Annotated in this window: 16 protein-coding genes and 1 pseudogene; 2 read left to right on the top strand and 15 right to left on the bottom strand. The window is 73.8% G+C overall.

Features of this window, described 5'->3' with window-relative positions; translation table 11 throughout:
• Positions 1 to 5: 5 nt before the first annotated feature.
• The 10 genes and pseudogenes from ACSMX9_RS20540 to ACSMX9_RS20495 form a co-directional block, all read right to left on the bottom strand.
• The gene (locus tag ACSMX9_RS20540) at positions 6 to 710 is read right to left on the bottom strand and encodes a hypothetical protein (RefSeq protein WP_445395872.1); all 705 of its coding nucleotides are present in this window, start codon (positions 708 to 710) and stop codon (positions 6 to 8) included.
• Complete coding sequence (locus tag ACSMX9_RS20535; protein ID WP_445395870.1) at positions 707 to 2,269, bottom strand: ATP-binding protein; 1,563 nt, start codon at positions 2,267 to 2,269, stop codon at positions 707 to 709. The genes ACSMX9_RS20540 and ACSMX9_RS20535 overlap by 4 nt, the downstream gene beginning before the upstream one ends.
• Positions 2,266 to 2,949, bottom strand: a complete 684-nt coding sequence (locus ACSMX9_RS20530) for a response regulator transcription factor (protein ID WP_351248745.1) — start codon at positions 2,947 to 2,949, stop codon at positions 2,266 to 2,268. Before ACSMX9_RS20530 ends, ACSMX9_RS20535 begins: the two co-directional genes overlap by 4 nt.
• 81 nt (positions 2,950 to 3,030) lie before the next feature.
• Positions 3,031 to 4,638 (bottom strand): murein biosynthesis integral membrane protein MurJ, encoded by a 1,608-nt coding sequence (murJ, locus tag ACSMX9_RS20525; RefSeq protein ID WP_445403045.1) that lies wholly within the window; start codon positions 4,636 to 4,638, stop codon positions 3,031 to 3,033.
• Positions 4,639 to 4,766: 128 nt separating this feature from the next.
• A complete protein-coding gene (locus ACSMX9_RS20520) occupies positions 4,767 to 6,005 on the bottom strand; it encodes a lipid II:glycine glycyltransferase FemX (RefSeq protein WP_445395868.1) in 1,239 nt (412 codons plus the stop codon).
• Between the two features lie 119 nt (positions 6,006 to 6,124).
• A pseudogene (locus tag ACSMX9_RS20515) lies at positions 6,125 to 6,316 on the bottom strand (hypothetical protein); the annotation flags it as partial.
• 164 nt (positions 6,317 to 6,480) lie between these two features.
• Positions 6,481 to 7,239 (bottom strand): AIM24 family protein, encoded by a 759-nt coding sequence (locus ACSMX9_RS20510; RefSeq protein ID WP_445395866.1) that lies wholly within the window; start codon positions 7,237 to 7,239, stop codon positions 6,481 to 6,483.
• Between the two features lie 15 nt (positions 7,240 to 7,254).
• The gene (locus ACSMX9_RS20505; RefSeq protein ID WP_445395864.1) at positions 7,255 to 8,004 is read right to left on the bottom strand and encodes an AIM24 family protein; all 750 of its coding nucleotides are present in this window, start codon (positions 8,002 to 8,004) and stop codon (positions 7,255 to 7,257) included.
• Between the two features lie 11 nt (positions 8,005 to 8,015).
• Positions 8,016 to 9,683, bottom strand: a complete 1,668-nt coding sequence (locus tag ACSMX9_RS20500) for a TerD family protein (protein ID WP_445395862.1) — start codon at positions 9,681 to 9,683, stop codon at positions 8,016 to 8,018.
• A 217-nt stretch (positions 9,684 to 9,900) separates the two neighbouring features.
• Complete coding sequence (locus ACSMX9_RS20495; RefSeq protein WP_445395860.1) at positions 9,901 to 10,497, bottom strand: M48 metallopeptidase family protein; 597 nt, start codon at positions 10,495 to 10,497, stop codon at positions 9,901 to 9,903.
• Positions 10,498 to 10,936: 439 nt separating this feature from the next.
• On the opposite strand from ACSMX9_RS20495, the gene ACSMX9_RS20490 reads away from it, so the two are divergent.
• Positions 10,937 to 12,190 (top strand): ThiF family adenylyltransferase, encoded by a 1,254-nt coding sequence (locus ACSMX9_RS20490; RefSeq protein WP_445395858.1) that lies wholly within the window; start codon positions 10,937 to 10,939, stop codon positions 12,188 to 12,190.
• Between the two features lie 72 nt (positions 12,191 to 12,262).
• Positions 12,263 to 13,609, top strand: coding sequence for an ABC1 kinase family protein (locus ACSMX9_RS20485; protein WP_445395856.1), 1,347 nt, complete (start codon positions 12,263 to 12,265; stop codon positions 13,607 to 13,609).
• Positions 13,610 to 13,625: 16 nt separating this feature from the next.
• Here ACSMX9_RS20485 and ACSMX9_RS20480 read toward each other — a convergent pair whose 3' ends face one another.
• The 5 genes from ACSMX9_RS20480 to ACSMX9_RS20460 form a co-directional block, all read right to left on the bottom strand.
• The gene (locus tag ACSMX9_RS20480; protein WP_445395854.1) at positions 13,626 to 13,844 is read right to left on the bottom strand and encodes a hypothetical protein; all 219 of its coding nucleotides are present in this window, start codon (positions 13,842 to 13,844) and stop codon (positions 13,626 to 13,628) included.
• A gap of 242 nt (positions 13,845 to 14,086) precedes the next feature.
• Positions 14,087 to 14,401, bottom strand: coding sequence for a hypothetical protein (locus ACSMX9_RS20475; protein WP_445395852.1), 315 nt, complete (start codon positions 14,399 to 14,401; stop codon positions 14,087 to 14,089).
• Complete coding sequence (locus ACSMX9_RS20470; protein WP_366116936.1) at positions 14,398 to 14,766, bottom strand: WhiB family transcriptional regulator; 369 nt, start codon at positions 14,764 to 14,766, stop codon at positions 14,398 to 14,400. Before ACSMX9_RS20470 ends, ACSMX9_RS20475 begins: the two co-directional genes overlap by 4 nt.
• Positions 14,767 to 14,959: 193 nt before the next feature.
• Positions 14,960 to 15,292 carry a hypothetical protein gene (locus ACSMX9_RS20465; protein ID WP_445395850.1) on the bottom strand — a complete coding sequence of 111 codons (333 nt, stop codon included), beginning with the start codon at positions 15,290 to 15,292 and terminating at the stop codon, positions 14,960 to 14,962.
• 164 nt (positions 15,293 to 15,456) lie between these two features.
• Positions 15,457 to 17,751, bottom strand: a complete 2,295-nt coding sequence (locus ACSMX9_RS20460; protein WP_445395848.1) for an ATP-dependent DNA helicase UvrD2 — start codon at positions 17,749 to 17,751, stop codon at positions 15,457 to 15,459.
• Between the last annotated feature and the right edge of the window lie 126 nt (positions 17,752 to 17,877).

Raw genomic sequence — 17,877 nt, 5'->3', positions numbered from 1 at the left:
CCGGTTCAGCCGCCGGTGTCCGTCGCACCCCAGGTGGGCGGGGGCGGTGCCGGCCAGCTCGGGCCGTCTTGGCCGTCTTCCGCGGGGGGCTCGGGCTGGGTGGGCACGGCTTTCGCATCGCGCCGGGGCAGGGTGGTGGAGCGCGGCCGGGGCACCTCGTCGCGGTTGACGTCGATGCCGCAGGGGGCGGCGGCGAGGGCGACGTCCGGGCCGCGCAGGGCCACCCGGCCGACGCCGGTCGGGTGCTCGGCGTAGGCGACCGTGCAGATCAGTTGCTCGACGGCGGTGTCGTCGAGCGTCTCCAGGGGGAGGGAGAGGTACACCTCGGTGACGTCCCCCCGGCCTGGGGCGGCGTTCACGGCGCCGGAGCCGGGCCGGGGCAGGGCGGTGCCCAGTCCTGCCGCCCGCTCCTCCTCGGTGGGTCCTCGCAGCAGGTCCAGGATCGCGCCGGTGGCCCGCTTCCGCTCCGCTTGGGGCCCGGTCGGCCCCACCCCCCAGTCGGTGGTGGAGCGGGCCACCGGAACCAGTTCGCCGTTCGGGTCCCGGAAGAACAGCAGCAGCCAGTTGTCCTGGCCCGGGGCGACGTAGACGGTGGCGGGTCCACCGGCCTCGATGACGTCGGTGGCCTGCACCCCGCAGCCGACGAGGGCCAGCAGGCCCGCTCCGCCCGCCCAGGCGCGGCCGGCCCGGCCGCGGCGCCGGGCGTTCACCGGGCGCCCGGCGCGGTGTGCAGGGGCAGTTCCACGGTGAAGACGGCGCCGGCGCCGTCCGGGCGGTTGGCGGCGCGGACGGTGCCGCCGTGCAGGAGGACGTTCTCCTGGGTGATGGCGAGCCCCAGTCCACTGCCGGTGGAGCGGACCCGGGCGGCGTCGGCCTTGTAGAAGCGGTCGAAGACGTGCGGCAGCGCCTCGGGGCGGATGCCGGGACCGCTGTCGGTGACCTCGGTGACGAGCAGGGGGGTGCCGTCCGGTGCGGTGGTCGTGCGGACCCGGACGGTGACGGGGGCGGCGCCGTGCCGCAGTGCGTTGCCGACGAGGTTGGCGACGACCACGTCGAAGCGGCGGGGGTCGAGGCGGGCGCGGACGCCTTCGGGGAGGTCGGTGCGGACCTGCTCGGGGTGGCCGCCGGTCCAGTGGCGGCCGTCCAGGGTGCGCCGGATCGTCTCGGCGACGTCGACCTCGTCGGTGTGCAGGGCGGCGGCGCGGGCGTCGAAGCGGGACATCTCCATCAGGTCCTCGACGAGCACGGCCAGTTTGCCGGTCTCGGCGCTGATCAGACGGACCGCGCGGGCGGTGTCGGGCGGCAGTCGGGCGGCGTCCTCGTCCAGGACCTCGGTGACGGCGAGCATCCCGGCGAGCGGGGTGCGCAGCTCGTGGGAGACGTCGGAGGCGAAGCGGCGGGCGCGTTCCTCGGCGCGCCGCAGTTCGGTCACCGAGCGCTCCAGTTGGCCGGCGGACTCGTTGAAGGTGCGGGCGAGGTCGGCGAGTTCGTCGCTGCCGCGGACCGGGATGCGGGTGTCGAGCCGGCCGCTGCCCATGGAGCGGGCGGCGCGGCGCAGTCCGCGCACCGGGCGCAGCACGCTGCGGGCCGCGAGCAGGGCGGGCACCAGGGCGATGGCGAGCCCCGGCATGGCGCCCGCGCGGGCGGCGCTGACCAGGGCCTCGGTCTGGGCCTGTTCCTCCGCCATGGGCAGCACCGCGTACAGCACCAGCCGGGTGGGGAGCACCCCGTCGGGGCCGACCTTGAACACGGTCGGCACGCCGATGGTGAGGTAGGGCAGGCCGTCCTTGACCACCCGTTCGAAGGTGCCGCGGGGCCGGTCGGGCGAGGAGGCGGCGCGCCGGAGCCGGTCGGTGACGACGGTGGAGGTGGGGCTGGTGCCGGAGGAGACACGCAGGGTCCCGTACTCGGCGAAGACCACCCAGGCCCGGGGTTTGCCCTTGCGGGCGATCCGGCGGAGGTCGTCCTCCAGCTTCTGGCGGGTGAGCGGCAGTTGCACGGCCAGTTGCTCGACCTGGTCGCGGAAGGAGGCGACGGCGGTGTCCTGGGCGGCGCTGAGGACGGAGTTGCGGGCCTCGCGGTAGGTGAGGGTGGCGGTGGTGCCGGCGCTGACGGCGGCGACCAGCAGGAACGCCAGCACGAGTCGGGTGCGCAGCCCGAAGGGCGCGATCCGGCGCCGGCTCCGGGCGAGGGCCGCTTCGGCGTCGGGCTGCGGGCTCCGGGGGCCGGGGGGCTGCGGTGCCGGGGCGGTGCGGGGGCGGCGGATCACAGCGGGCCGAAGCGGTAGCCGAAGCCGCGCAGGGTCTGGATGTAGCGGGGGCTGCCCGGCACGTCCTCGATCTTGTTGCGCAGCCGTCGGACGCAGGCGTCGACCAGGCGGGCGTCCCCGTGGTAACTGTGCTCCCAGACGTGTTCGAGGAGTTGCTGGCGGCTGAAGACCTGTTCGGGCGCGGCGCTCAGGTGGAGCAGCAGCCGCAGTTCCGAGGGGGCGAGGTCGAGGGTGCGGCCCGCCTTGGTGACGGTGAGCCCCGCCCGGTCCAGGGCGAGTTCGCCGTGTGTCTCGACGGGGTGCCGGCCGCTGCCGGGCGGTTCCATGCGGCGCAGCACGGCGCGGATGCGGGCCTCGATGACCTCGGTGCGGGCGGGTTTGACGATGTAGTCGTCGGCGCCCGCTTCCAGGCCGATGACGACGTCGAAGTCGTCGCCGCGGGCGGTGAGCATGATGATCGGCAGTTGGCTGTCCTCACGGACCCGGCGGCACACCTCGACTCCGTTGACGCCGGGCAGCATCAGGTCCAGGAGCAGCAGGTCGGGGCGGAACGACCCGACGGCGGCCAGCCCTTCCTCCCCGGTGGCGGCGGTGTGCACCTGGTGGCCGCGGCGGCTCAGGCCGAGTTCGACGCCTTCCCGGACGGAGGGGTCGTCTTCGATGAGGAGCACGCGCGGCATGGGCGGATTATTCCAGTCGTTCGACGGGATGCGTTCAGGTGTTCGCACAGGTGGGTGCGGTCGTGGGGGGCGGGGAGCGGGTCAACGGCGCAGCCGCCGGGTGGCGGCCCCCAGCAGCCGGTCGAGTTCGGTCAGCCGCAGCGGGCGGGCCAGCAGCGCGAAGACGAGGACGACGACCGCGGCTCCCCCGCCGGCGGCGGCCGGGTGCCCGTACGGGGCGAGGGCGGTGACCGCGGCGTGCCCGAGGGCGGTGGCCGGTCCGGCGGCGAGCACCAGCCGCAGATGCGCGCCGAGGGTGGTGGACCGCCACGGCGAGCGCCGTGCGGACCGGCGGGAGCGCCGGCGCCGCCGGCCGGCCGACGCCGGGGTCAACCTGCGGTGCAGCACCCAGCCGGTGAGGACCCAGCCGACGAGGAGGGCGAGCGAGTACCCGCCGGCCATGCCGGTGACCGCGTACCGGGCGGGCAGCACCAGGTGGGCGAGCACGGCCAGTCCCGCGTTGAGGGCGGCGATCACCAGGTTCAGCAGGAACGGGGTGCGGGTGTCCGACAGGGCGTAGAAGGCGCGGGCGAGCACGTACTGTCCGGAGAAGGCGACCAGCCCGGGGGCGAACGCCATCAGGGTGAGCGCCATCGCGGCGGTGTCCCCGGCGTCGGTGCGCCCGTACTGGAAGACCAGGGCCATGATCGGCTCGGCGAGCGCGAACAGGGCGCAGGCGGCGGGCACGATCGCGGCGGCGCAGGTGCGCAGCGCCCCGGACACGTCTCGGCGCACCGCCGCGGGGTCGTCCTCGGCAGCGGCCCGGCTCATCCGCGGGACGAGCGCGGTGACCAGCGACACCGTGACGATGCCGTGCGGCACCGCCCACAGCAGGTAGGCGTTGTTGTAGGCGCTGAACCCGACGCCGCCGTCGCTGCCGAGGGCCGCGGCCCGGTCGCCGGCGGTGGTGGCGAGCCGGGTCACCACCCAGTAGGCGGCCTGGTTGGTGAGGACGAGCAGCACCAGCCATCCCGCGGAGCGCAGCGGGCGGGCCAGGCCGCCTCCGCGCCAGTCGAAGCGGGGGCGCCAGCGGAACCGGGCGGCGCGCAGCGCCGGCACCAGGGCGAGGGCCTGGACGGCGATGCCGGCGGTGGTCCCCCAGCCGAGCAGCGCCCGCTCACCCGCGGTGAGGGTGCCGCCCGCGCCGACCGCGAGGTACAGGGCGAACACGGCGATCACCACGACGTTGTTGAGGACCGGCGTCCACATCATGGCGCCGAACCGGCCGCGGGCGTTGAGTACCTGGCCGAGCAGGGTGAACACGCCGAGGAAGAGGATCTGCGGCAGGCAGGAGCGGGCGAAGGCCACGGTCAGTTCGGCCTGCTCCCCCTGGTACCCGGTGTACGCGCTCACGATCGCGGGGGCCGCCCACACCGCGACCGCCGTCAGGGCCAGCAGCGCCAGCAGGCAGAGCGTGAGCAGCCGGTCCGTCCAGGCCGCGCCCCCGTCGGGGTGCTCCTTGGCGGCGCGGACCAGTTCGGGGACGAAGACGGCGTTGAGGGCGCCGCCGATCAGCAGGGTGTAGACGACGGTGGGCACCGCGTTGGCGACCGCGTACCCGTCCGCGGCGAGCCCCACGCCGAGGGCGGCGGCGACGATCGCGGAGCGCAGGAAGCCGGTGGCGCGGGAGACCAGGGACCCGGCGGCCATGATGGCCCCGCTCCGCGCCACGGAGGGGGCGCGCCGACGGTCCACCCGCCGGCGCGGGGACTCGGCGCGCTCCTCCCGGGAGGGTTCCCGGGTGGGCGGGCCGTCCGGGACGCGGAGCGGGACGGCGCTCACCGCCGGGCCAGGTACGTCTGGAAGGCCCGGTACAGGACGTGGTTGGCGGTGCCCGGCAGCGGACGCTCCCATTCCCCGAGCGTCTCGACGACTTCGCCTCCGGTGCCGAGCTTCCACCGCAGCAGCCCGAAGGACCGCTCCTCGGGGTCGAGCGTCGCGGGCACCCCGCGCATGTCGTACGCCCCGGCGCCCAGGGCGTGCGCGTCGAGGATCATCCGCCACTGGAGGGCGTGCGAGGGCCGTACCTCGCGCCGGTGGTCGGCGGACGCCCCCGTCTGGTACCAGACCCGGCGGCCCACGGTCACCAGGGTGTGCGCGGCGAGGACCTCCCCCGCGTGCCGGGCCAGGTACAGCCGCATCCGGCCGGGCTCCTCGGCGTTGAGCGCCGCGTACTGCCGCTCGTAGTAGTCGAGGCCCCGGCCGAGGCGGAACCCGTCCCGGCATTCGGTCAGGCCCAGCAACCGGTGGAACTCGGGGAGTTCGGCCGCACTGCCGACGACGACCTCCACCCCGGACTTCTGGGCACGGCGCACGTTGCGCCGCCACTCCTGGTTGAGGCCCGCCCACAGCTGTTCGGGGGTGCGCCCGGCGAGCGGCAACCGGAACACGTGCCGGGGTTGCGCGTCCCCGTCGCCGCCCGCCCCGGCGGACCGGGAGCCGGGCCCCGTCTCGCCGCACCGGTGCCAGCCACGGGCCCGCAGCCGCTCGGCGACCGCGGTGCCCAGGGGGTCGACCTCGCAGTCGAGGACGTCCCCGAGGCGGGCCCCGGGCCCGGTGCGCGCCTTCAGGCTGGGGGCGCTCCACCGGCGGTGGGCAGGCGAGGGCCCGATCCGCACGGCGAAGGCACCGGCCTGCCGCAGGTGCTCCAGGAGCGGGGTGAGCCAGGCGTCGACGTCGGGGCCGGACCAGTCGACCACCGGCCCTTCGGGCAGGTAGGCGAAGTGCTTGCGGGTGCCGGGGAACTGGCGCAGCAGGGCGAGCGCCACCCCGTGCAGCAGCCCGGCGGCCGGGTCCGGGCCCCAGCCCAACAGCAGGGGCCGCCACTGCTGCTTGACGTGCGCCCAGGACGGACACTGGAGGAAGCCCGCGCCCAGCGCGTCGCCGGCGCGGGAGGCGAGGAACGCGCGGTACTGGGCCGCGGTGACGGGCGCCAGCCGGACGGGCGCCGCGGGGCCGTGCGTCGTGGGACGGGGGCGCGGCAGGTCCCGGCCGGGCGGGGTGAGGACGGCGGACACGCAATGGCCTCTCTTCCGCCCCCGGCTGGGGTGCCGGGGACGGCAGGATGCTCACAGGCGCAGGTGACCGTGGCGCGCGGGGAGTGTGACGGGACGATGACCGTCGCCCCGGCCCGCGGTCAGCGGCCGGACCGGTGGACCGGCCCGGGGGCGCCGCCCCGGTCGACCGCGAGCCGCCACAGCGAGGTCACCTCCGCGGCCCGCGCCGGGTGCAGGGGGTCGGCGGTGTCCCGGGCCCGGGAGTGCCGCGGCCGGGTGTCGATCCGGTCCACCACGCACAGCCCCGCCGCCACGACCCGGGCCAGCAGTTCGGTGAGGGCGACCACCACCGGCCCGGACGGCGGGCCGTACGCCTCGGCGCACGCCCGGCGCACGTCGGGGGCCCTGCGCACGTCCAGTCGGTGGCCGCCCCCGGGCACCGGCAACCCGGTTCCGCGGACGGCCGGATCGGGCCGTCCGCACCACGGCGGGGCGGTCAGCTCCAGTCGTTGCCGCGGTTGTGGCCACGGGCGCCACCGGCCCCCATGCCGAACTGGGCGGCCGCCCCCGAACCGATCCGCGCGTTCTGCGGCGGCAGCAGTTCGCTCGGCTGCACCAGGACCTGCCCCCGGCCCTGGAAGCCGAGCTCCCACCCCTCACCGGTGTTGCCCCGCCGGCGCCACACCGTGGCCGACTGGGTCTGCGCCTGCATCTGCACGCGCAGGGCCGTCGACCAGGCCACCACCGCGTCCGCGTCGACGTTCACCGAGGTGGACTCCGGGCCCACCCGGAGCAGCAGCGGCTCGCCGGAGGTCACCAGGGCCACCTTGCCCCGGCCGGTGATGTTCAACTGGTACCTTCCGGTCCCCGAGATGCCGTACTGGCTGTCCACCTCGATGACCTGGTGGTTCAACGAGGAATCCAACGCGAGGACGTACGAGCTGTCGACCGTGAGACCGTCCTGGTCCACGTCCACCAGATGGACGTACTGCGCGAGGTTCGCGAAGTACACGACCCCGTCCCCCTGGCAGCGCATCAGCTCCAGCCCCTCGCCGGTCTCCCGGCGTCGACGGCGCTCCTGACCGCTCTGGTACTCGGCGTCGAACTCGATCGTCCCCTGGTAGGCGACCATCGCCCCCTTCCGGGCGAGCACGTCGTCCCGGCCGTGGAGGACCACCCGCAGCAACTGCGGGTTCTGGAGGGAGAACCGCTCCGCGGTCTGGTTGTCCGCATAGGCGAAAAGCGGGCTCTGCATGGTCTTCGCTTCCCCTCAGCCCCGGATACGGAGTCGGTCGGTGCTGTCCTCGCTGGGCTGCACCACGACGATGCCCTGGCCGGAGAACGCCATCTGGAACGCCTCGCCGCTGCCCCGGCCGACCAGCGCACCGGCCTTGAAACTGCGCTTGCCCTTCACCTTCAGGTTCGGGGACCAGGCCAGCAGCGCATCGGGGTCGACGTACGTCTCGTCCTCGCCCCGACCGCACTCCACCACGATCGGGGTGCCGCGCGAGGTGAGCGCCACCCAGCCCTGACCGCCGACCGTCACGTTCCACATGCCCTGACCGGCGAACCGGGTCAACCCCTTGACCTTCTCGACGCCCCACTGGAGGTGCGCGTCGAAGGCGAGGAGGTTGCTCCCGTTGACGGAGATCGCGTCCCCGCCCAGATTGAGGACCACGGCGTCGGCCCCGTAGTCGGCGAGGTACAGCAGCCCGTCGCCGAAGCACCGCATCAGCGGCGCGCCCTCCCCGCTCGCCCACTCGCGGGCCTGCTGGCGCAGCGCCGGCGGGCTGCCGTCGTACTGGACGTAACCGTCGTAGGCGACCATCGAACCCGCACGCGCGTACACGTCCTGCCCGCTGCGCAGGGCCACCTTGACCATGTGCTTGCCGTGGTTCTCCATGCGGACGCCCACGGGGGCCGCAACGGCACCGGGGGCGCCGGGCACGCCGGGACCCCCCGGGAAGCCGGGGCCACCGGGGCCGGGTGCCGGGGCGAAGCCCGGAAAGTACTGGTTCATGACGGGCTCCCTCAGACCTCGTGGGGCTGGACGACGATGAAGTTGCCGGGCGCGCCCCGGAACTGGAGGTTCACGCCCTCGCCGGTGGACCCGGCGGAACGGTTCGCCCGTAGCCGGACCTGACTGGTGACGATCACCTGGGCGCCCGCGGACCAGGCCACCAGCGCATTGCAGTCCGCGAACGTGCTCGGGGTGACCGGCAGCACCACCGGAGCACCGTGCGTCTTGACGACGAGGGTGCCGGTGCCCTGGAACTGGAGGGTGAACAGCGCCCCGCCCGGGATGCCGTGGCCCTCGATGCGACGGACCTCGTAGTGCAGCGCCTCGTCGAAGGCGAGGACGTTCTCGGCGGAGACGCAGACCGCGTCCCCCTGCAACTCCACGGTGTGCAGGTGGGACGCCTCCTCGGCGAAGAAGACCTGCCCCTTGCCGGTGCAGCGCATCAGCTGCATCTCCTGGCCCGTCCCGTTGCCGACGACCCGGCCCACGAACCCGGCGCTCTTGTAGCCGAAGTCCACCTTCCCCTGGTACAGCACCATGCTGCCCTGCCGGGCCAGCACCGGACCGCCGCCGGTGGCGAGGTCCACCCGGACCAGCTTCTCGTTCTGCATCGTCCACCGCTGACCGGTCGCCAACTCGTTGAACCGCTGGAGCCCGGCGGCCACGCCCTCCGGGACCGGCGGCTGGGCGGTCGTCGACCCCACGGCGAAGGACGCCGCCGGGAACGAGCCGGACGCCCGGCCCGCCGTCGGCGCCGCCGACCCGGCGGGAGGTGGCGGGGCGGCCGACGGGCCGGTGCCGTGACCCGACGGCGGGGTCGGCGCCCCGGGTGGGGCGCCGTAACCGGGCGGCGGCGGGGCGACGGGCACCGGAGCCGGTGGCGCGGCCGGCTGGGCGTACCCCGGAGGCGGCGGCGCCGACGGCGCGGGCAGTGGCGCTGCCACCGTCGGCGCGCCGTGCACCGGCGAAAGCGGGGGCGCCGGCTGCGGCGGCGGGGCCGGCGGGCCGGGAACCACGGGAGGCGCCTGGTGCGCCGGAGGAGCGAACCCGGGCGTCGGCACCTCAGCAGGAGGCGCGAAACCCGGCACGGGCGCCGCCTCCTGCACCGGGGGCGCGAAACCCGGCACAGGCTCCGGAGCGGCGGGCTCCTCCTCGGCGACCTCACCACCGAAGTTGCGCAGCAAAGCGTCCAAACCGCCGTCGAAGCCCTGCCCCACGGCGGCGAAACGCCACACGTCCTTCAGGTACAGGTCCCCGAGCATCACCGCGCGCTCGGTCGTGAACTCCGCACCGTCGAACGGATACCGCGCCACCTCCTGACCGCCCGCGACGATGCGCAGGTAACCGGGAGCGATCTGCGACATCTGCCCGACGCCGTCGACGGTGGCCGTGAACGTCAGCCGGCGCACGGCCGGCGGAATCCGCTCCAAGGTGACCCGGAACGACTCCGTGTCCCCGGCCTGCGGGCCCAGGAGCTGGATCGACTCCTCCGGGCTCTTGGGCTGGTTGAAGAAGACGAAGTACCGGTCGTCCGACAACCGGTCGTCCGCGTCCAACCCGAAACAGCTGATGTCGAAGGTCAGCCCGGGCGCCGCGATCTGCACCCCGACGTAGAGATCGGTCCCCGCGGTGAGATCACCGATCCTGGCCTTGTGGCCCCGCTGGAATTCCCTGGCCATGCGCTGCGACCGTCCCCCATCCCGGATACGAGTACGTCGGCCAGGCTAACCGCTGACGCCGACACCGGAGCGTTCCGGTACAGACCCGGTACACAAACCCCACCCGCCCCAACCCCCACCACCGGCGCATCCCGACCCCGGCCGAGGACCCGCCGGACACCCGGAGCCGACCGCACCCACCCGCCCGCCCGCCCGCCCGCCCCGAGACCGGAACGCCTCAGCCCCCGGACGGCACCGGGCGGTACGGCAGCCGGTCCGCGGCCACCACCCCCTCCAGGTACCCCCGCGCCCGTTCCGTCTTCGGATACGCCTCCAGCAACCGCCAGAACTCCGGCCCGTGCCCCGGCACCAACAGATGCGCGAGCTCGTGGACCAGGACGTAGTCCACCACGTACTCGGGCATCCCCTGGAGGCGGTGCGACAACCGGATGCTGCCCTCCGAAGGGGTGCAGGAGCCCCAGCGGGTGTTCTGGTTCGTCACCCAACGCACCGAGGACGGCAGCGCCCGCCCCCCGAAGAACTGGGCCGACAGACGCTCCGCACGCTGGACGAGCTCCTCGTCCCCCAGCAGCTGCCGGCTCTCCTGCGCGGCGAGCTTGTCCAGCATCACGCCCACCCACCGCCGCTCCTCGGCCTCCGACATCCGGGCGGGGATCAACACCACGGTGCGATCGCCCTCGCGGTAGGCGGAGACCGTACGACGCCGCCGCGCACTGCGGCGCACCTCGACCGCACTCGTCCGCGCCCCACCGGACGACGCATTCGTCGTGGGGCGCTGGGACGGTCCGGCACTGTGCAGTGGATCCGCTGGCACGCTACGACGTTACCCGCTGCACCTGTGAGAAGTCCCGACCGCCGATCCGTTCCGCGTCGACACACCCCCGCAAAGCCGAGCCGGTATGAAGAATCAGCCCCCCTGTGGATAACTTTCCGCATCCCCCGACCGACTCCGCCATCATCGAACCAACGACGTCACCGGCGGAGCACGGGGGTCTCCGCCGGTGACGGAGTACGGTCCGGGCCCAACCGACCGCGTCGACCCGACCGGTCCGGCCGCGCACCACCGCGCGCCCAAGGCCCGGACCACACGAGGAGGGGTGGGGCGGGGGTGGGGGGGAGGGGCCCCCGAAACGCCGTCCCCGCCCTACCGGGTCGCCCCCCGTCACCCCGGCCCGTCCTCTCCTTCCCCCGCCTCCGCCCGTTCCCGTTCCCGTTCCACCGTCCGTCCGCCCGTCACCGTGCTAGGAGTCGGCTTGTCCACCACGCGGTCCTGCGCAACGTCCCGTCGTCCCTCCGCCGCGGTCTCCCCCGCTCATCCGCTGCTGAAGCCGGCGCTCCGGCGCGCGTGGCGCGATCTTCACACCGTTCAGTTCGGTGTCACTCCGGCGCACGCCGTGACGCTCGGGCCGCTGGATGCCGCCACCTCCGCCTTCCTGAAGCTCCTCGACGGCACCCGGGGCCGGGCGCTCCTGCGGGAGGAGGCCGGGCGGGTGGGGTTGTCCGGTGCGCGGGCGGACGCCGTCGTCGAGCGGCTCGCCGGGGCCGGGCTGCTGGACGACTCGACGGCGGGCGGCCCCGAGGTCGAGGCGCTGCGCCGGCGTACCCGTGCCGTGGACCGCCTCCGCGCCGATCACGCCTCGCTCACGGTGACCGCCCGGGAGCCGGGTGGGGCGCTGGGTGCGCTCGCGGCGCGTGCCGGGGCCCGGGTCCACGTGCGGGGCGCGGGCCGGACGGGGGCGGTGATCGCGTCGTTGCTGGCGGCGGCCGGCGTGGGGGCGGTCGAGGTGCGGGACGGCGGTCGGGTGGAACCGTGGGAGGTGGCCCCGGGCGGGCACCGTCCCGATGCGGTGGGGGAACGGCGCGACCGTTCGGTGCGCCGTCTGGTGCACGAGGCCGCGCCGGATCGCGCGCCGCGCGCGCGGCGCTCGCGTCGTTCCGCCCCTTCCGCCGGCTCCACCCCTTCCGCCGGCTCCGCCGGCGGGCCCGCCGCGGAGCGTCCGACCGGTCCGTCCGACGTCCCGGCGGCGGAGCCCCGTCTGGCCCTCGCGGTGTTGGCGCCGCGTGGCGGTCTGGAGGCGTACGCCCCCGATCCGGCCGCGGTGGAGGACCTGATGGCGGCCGGTGTGCCGCAGTTGTACGCGGGGGTGGTCGAGGGTACGGCGGTCGTGGGCCCCCTGGTGCTCCCGGGGCGTACGGCCTGTGCCGAGTGTCTGTTCCGTTCCCGTACCGACGAGGATCCGGTGTGGCCGCGGCTGCTGACGCAGTGGCGCTCGGGGAACCGGCCCGGGGTGGCGCCCTGCGAGGTGACGCTGGCCACCGCGGTCGCCGGGTTCGCGGCCGGGCACGCCCTGGCCCTGTTGGACGGGACGGTCCCGGCGAGCGCCGGTGTCCGGTGGGAGGCCGCGCTCCCCCGGTTGGCCTGGTGTGCTCGTCCGTTGCGTCCTCATCCGGGGTGCCCGTGCGGGGCGGCCGGTCGTGACGCCGATGTCCGGTACCGCTCCGAATGAGCTCGCGGGGCACGACAGAATGTTCCCGTCACCGCCGTACGCGGCACGGCGGTCAGGGACTTGGAGGGGCGCATGTCTGATCTTCCTCGGAAGGCGGTCACCCGAACCGCGAAGTTGGCCGCGTTGCCGCTCGGCATCGCGGGGCGCGCGACCTGGGGGCTCGGCAAACGCATCGGCGGAAAGTCCGCGGAGCTGGTGGGGCGGGAGTTGCAGGAGCGGACGGCCGACCAGTTGTTCAAGGTGTTGGGCGAGTTGAAGGGCGGGGCGATGAAGTTCGGGCAGGCCCTGTCCGTCTTCGAGTCGGCGCTGCCCGAGGAGGTGGCGGGGCCGTACCGGGCCGCGTTGACGAAGCTTCAGGAGGCCGCTCCGCCGATGCCCACCCGTACGGTGCACGGGGTGTTGGCCGAGCGGTTGGGCGAGGACTGGCGCGAGCTGTTCGCGGAGTTCGAGGAGAAGCCCTCGGCTGCGGCCTCGATAGGTCAGGTGCACCGTGCGGTCTGGCGGGACGGTCGCGAGGTCGCGGTGAAGGTCCAGTACCCGGGCGCGGGCGAGGCCCTGTTGTCCGATCTCGCTCAGGTGGGACGTTTCGCACGGTTGTTGGGCCCGTTGTTGCCGGGCATCGAGGTGAAACCGTTGGTCGCCGAGTTGCGGGACCGGGTGGCCGAGGAGCTCGACTACGGCCTGGAGGCGCATGCGCAGCGGGTGCACGCCGAGGAGTTCGCGGGTGATCCGGACATCCTGGTGCCGGCGGTGGTGCACCAGTGCGAGCAGGTGTTGGTGACGGAGTGGGTCGAGGGCGTGCCGCTGGCTCGGGTGATCGACGAGGGGACGGTGGAGCAGCGGGACCGGGCGGGGCAGTTGTTGGCCCGGTTCCTGTTCTCGGGTCCGGCGCGTACGGGCTTGTTGCACGCGGATCCGCATCCGGGGAACTTCCGGCTGTTGCCGGACGGGGACGGGGGGTGGCGGCTGGGGGTGTTGGACTTCGGCACGGTGGATCGGCTGCCCGGGGGGTTGCCGGTGACGATCGGTGAGTCCTTGCGGCGGACGTTGGACGGTGAGGCGGAGGCCGTGTACGCGGCGCTGTGCGAGACGGGTTTCGTGAAGGAGGGGGTGGACCTCGATCCGCATGCGGTGCTCGACTACCTGTTGCCGATCATCGAGGCTGCCGAGGTGGAGGAGTTCACCTTCACTCGGGAGTGGATGCGTGCGCAGGCGATGCGGATCGCGGACCCTCGTTCTCCTGCCTATCAGTTGGGCAAGCGGTTGAACCTTCCGCCGGAGTACTTGTTGATCCACCGGGTGTCGTTGAGCACCATCGGCGTGTTGTGCCAGTTGGGTGCCCGGGTGGCGCTCCGTGCGGAGTTGGAGGAGTGGTTGCCGGGGTTCCTGCCGGGTGGGGAGGGGGCCGGCGTCGGGTGATCGCGGGGTGGGTGGTTCACCACCAGGGCGAGTCGAGGCGGCCTTCGATGGAGCGGAGGTTGTCCCGGGCGCAGCGGGCGCAGAAGTAGCGGCGGCTGTGGTTCTCGACGGAGCAGGTCCAGGTGTGCGGGTCGCCCTCGGTGGTGCCGCAGCGGTCGCAGTGGGTGGGGTGGTCGGGGTCCGGTGTGCTGGGGTCCGTCGGGTCGTCGGGTGCGTCGGTGCGCTGACGTTTCACCGGGCGACGGTATCTCCGTTGCGGGGTGCTGGGGTTCGGTGGGCGGGGCCGGTGGGGGGTGGGGGTGGTGGGGGTTCGTCGGTGGTGGCTGGGATGCACGGAAGTGCCCGTGGGGGCGGGTCCGTTGAGACCGGCCCCCACGGGCGGGGGTGGTGCTGGGGTGTCGGCCGGGCGGGGTCCGGACACCTGTTCTCCGGGTGAGCGCCGCTCGTCTCACCCGGTGCGGCACGTCGTTGACGCGGTCACTGCATGACGGCGACGGCGAGTGCGCGCCGGGCGCGCATCGAGGCGCGTTCGGCGCGGCGTTGCATGCGCCGGGCCGCGACGATCCGGGCGGCCGGGCGGGCCTCCTCGGCTTCGCGGAGTCGCTCGCGCATATGCGCGCGGGCGAGCGCTTCTGGGATGAGTTGCATGGCTCGGTTCCTGTTCTGGCGGGCTTCGACGCCGATGACGGAGAGGTCCGTGGTGGGGCCTGCGGGTTCGTGGGTGGATGTCATCGGGGCCTGTTTCCTGGGGTCGTGCGTGAGGGGATGGTCGATCGTGCCGAGGGTTTTCATGCCGTGACCGGGTTCTTGCGCGGGCGGCCGCGGGGCCGCTTGCGGGCGACGACGACGCCCTGCACGAACAGTTCTCCGCCCCAGACGCCCCACGGCTCGCGCCGCTCCTTGGCGCCGGCGAGGCAGGCTTCCACGAGGGGGCAGGTGCGGCACAGCGACTTGGCGTACTCGACGTCGGCCGGCGACTCGGCGAAGAAGACCTCGGGGTCGTAGGAGCGGCAGGGCACGGGTGCGCCGAGGTTTTCGATGGCGTCGTCGAGCGCGGTGAGCGCGGTCAGGGGCGTCACGGTGGAGTCCTTCGTGGGGCCGGTCTGGGTGTGCGTGTCCGAGGGCGGAGTTGACGGGACGTGCGCTTCGAGATGCACGGTGGTGTCTTCCTCGTGTGGTTCGGTCCGGCCGGTCGGCCGGTGGCTGTCTCTTCAGCGGTGGCTGAGGAGGCTGGTACCGGGTGTTCTGTTGTCCCGTGGCGCCTTCGTTCTGTTTCCTGCTGGGGAAAGCAGAAGGGCCGCGGTTCCCGGGTGGGGTTCCGCGGCCCTGAAGGCGCCTGCCTGATGGTGGTCAGGCTGGATGACTCCAGGGTTTGAGCCCACGGAAGGCCCACATCGTGTGGTGCTGCTTGGTCGGACGCTCGCTGGCGCCGGCATCGGTGGTGGTAAAGCCATAGGCCAGTGCCTTGGCTGCCGTTGCTGGTGCCTGGGCCTGCCGACGGGAGCGCTCGCGGATGACGAGGCCGTCGGTGACCTGGGCGAGTTCGGGACGCAGGGCGGCGCCGGGCAGACCGGTGCCCGGGTTCGAGGAACCGAGCGGGCTGCTGGAGGCGACGGCCGAGCGACCGCACATCGCGGCAGCGTCGACGAACGCGTTGGTGTTCCGGTTCTTGATGCTGATCACTGGACTCGCCTCCTCTCGGCGTCTAGGGGGACCGGGTCGAGCCTGGTCCGACGGATATGAAGTACACCACGGATTCGGGGCTTCGGAGAAGCCGTCGTTTCCGTGCTTAAGAACCTATGGTGCGTGCCGGGGCATGCGCAAACTATTTTTCCGACGAGTTTGCCTCAGAGGTCAGGGTGCCCTGGTTGCCCCTCCTCACCTGCGCAGATGGCCAGTACGTCGGCTCCGTAACCGCGTACCTTGCGCATCCCGACCCCCGGGATGCGGGCGAGGGTTCCCTCATCCTGGGGGGCCGTCTCGGCGATGGCGACGAGTGTCTTGTCGGTGAACACACAGAACTCTGGTTGACCGGTTTCCTCGGCGCGGGCGGCGCGCCAGTCGTGCAGACGGTCGTAGAGGCCCTCGTCCATGGTGGAGGGGCAGTCGTCGCAGCGCATCAGCTTCATTTCGCCCGCGTCGGTGAGGGTCCGGCGGCAGACCCGGCATCGGGCGGGGGTGCGGGCTCGGCGCCGGGTGGCGGGGGCGGCGGTCGGGGCGGGGGTGTCGCCCGGTTCGACGCCGCCGGGTCCGGGGGTGGTGGGGCGGGCGCCGGTCCCGCGGGAGCCGGGGCGCAGGCCGTCGAGGAAGTGGCTGGCGCCGCGGCCGGGGCGGCCTCCGGGCGAGCGGGCGAGTGACCAGGAGACGTGGAGGTGGGAGCGGGCGCGGGTGACGCCGACGTAGAGGAGGCGGCGTTCCTCCTCGACCTGTTCCGGGGTGCGCGCGTGGGTGATGGGGATCATGCCCTCGACGACGCCGACGAGGCAGACGGCGTCCCATTCGAGTCCCTTGGCGGCGTGCAGGGAGGCGAGGGTGACGCCTTCGACGGTGGGGGCGTGTTGGGCGGCGGCGCGTTCGTCGAGTTCGGTGACGAGGTCGGTGAGGGTGGCGGTGGGGCGGGTGCGGGCCAGGTCCCCGGCGAGGCGGACGAGGGCGGCGAGGGATTCCCAGCGTTCGCGGGTGGCTCCGGAGCCTGCGGGCGGTTGGGGTGTCCAGCCGCGGCCGGAGAGGACGTGGCGCACTTGGGAGGGCAGGTCGTCGGTGTCGTCAAGGGCGACGTCGTTGGCGCCGAAGCGGGCGGCCCCGCGGAGTGCGGCGCCCGCTTCGCGGACCTCGGGTCGCTCGAAGAAGCGTTCGGCGCCGCGTACCTGGTAGGGGATGCCGGCGTCGGCCAGGGCTTGTTCGTAGGTCGCGGACTGGCTGTTGGTGCGGAAGAGGACGGCGATCTCGCTGGCGGGGACCCGGGCGGCGAGGAGGTCGCGGATGCGGCGGGCGGTTCCCTCGGCCTCGGCGGGTTCGTCGGCGTACTCGGCGTAGCGGGGTTCGGGGCCGCCGGGGCGTTGGGAGACGAGTTCGAGGCGGTGGTCGGCGGCTCGGCCGCTGGCGCGGGCGAGCAGTCCGTTGGCGAGGTGGACGACCTGGGGGGTGGAGCGGTAGTCGCGGACGAGTTTGACGACGGTGGCCCCCGGGTGGCGGGTCCGGAAGTCGAGGAGGTGGTCGGGGGTGGCGCCGGTGAAGGAGTAGATGGTCTGGCTGGCGTCGCCGACGACGCAGAGGCTGTCGCGGTCGCCGAGCCAGAGGTCGAGCAGGCGCTGCTGGAGGGGGCTGACGTCCTGGTACTCGTCGACGACGAAGTGCTGGTACTGCCGTCTGATCTGGTCGGCGATGTCGTGGTGGTCCTGGAGGACGCCGACGGTGAGCAGGAGCACGTCCTCGAAGTCGATGACGGAGCGTTGGCGCTTGAGGTCTTCGTAGGCGCGGTAGGTCTGGCTGATCTCGGCGGTGTCGCGGGGGCTCTCCCGGCCGGCGGCCCGGGCGGCGGCGGGGTAGTCGGCGGGTACGGTCTGGGTGACCTTGGACCATTCGATCTCGCTGGTGAGGTCGCGCAGCTCGCTGCGGTCGAGTCGGATGCCGCAGGTGGCGGCGGCTTCGGCGACGAGTGGTGCCTTGCGGTCGACGATGCGGGGCAGACCACCGCCGACGATCTTGGGCCAGAAGTACTGGAGCTGGCGGAGGGCGGCGGAGTGGAAGGTGCGGGCCTGGACGCCTTGGACGCCGAGGTGGCGCAGTCGGCCGCGCATCTCCCCGGCGGCGCGGTTGGTGAAGGTGACGGCGAGGACGCTGGTGGGGTGGAGGACTCCGGCGTGGACGCCGTAGGCGATGCGGTGGGTGATGGCCCTGGTCTTGCCGGTGCCGGCGCCGGCCAGTACGCACACCGGGCCCCGTAGGGAGGTGGCGACGGCGCGCTGTTCGGGGTCGAGTCCGTCCAGCACGGCGTCCGCTCCCCGTGGTGGTGCCGGGAACTGGCTGGCGCCGGTGTCCCACGGGAGGAGGGCGGGGTGCGTTGCTGAGGTCACCCCGCCATGCTGCCAGGTCCCCGGGGAGGAGGGGAAAGTTATCCACAGGCGGCGGTGTGCGGTCATATGGGATGACTGTTCCCAGGGGCGGGGTGTGCCGCCGGGCGGGGGTCCCCCGCCCTTCTCCGGTCGGTGCCGTCGTCCTCGCTCCGCGCCTCGGGCATCGGCCGACCGGCGGGGTCGCCCGTGGGG

Source organism: Streptomyces sp. LE64, from assembly GCF_052606915.1.
Note: the sequence above shows the minus strand (reverse complement) of the source record. Positions and strands in the feature narration are given on the sequence as shown.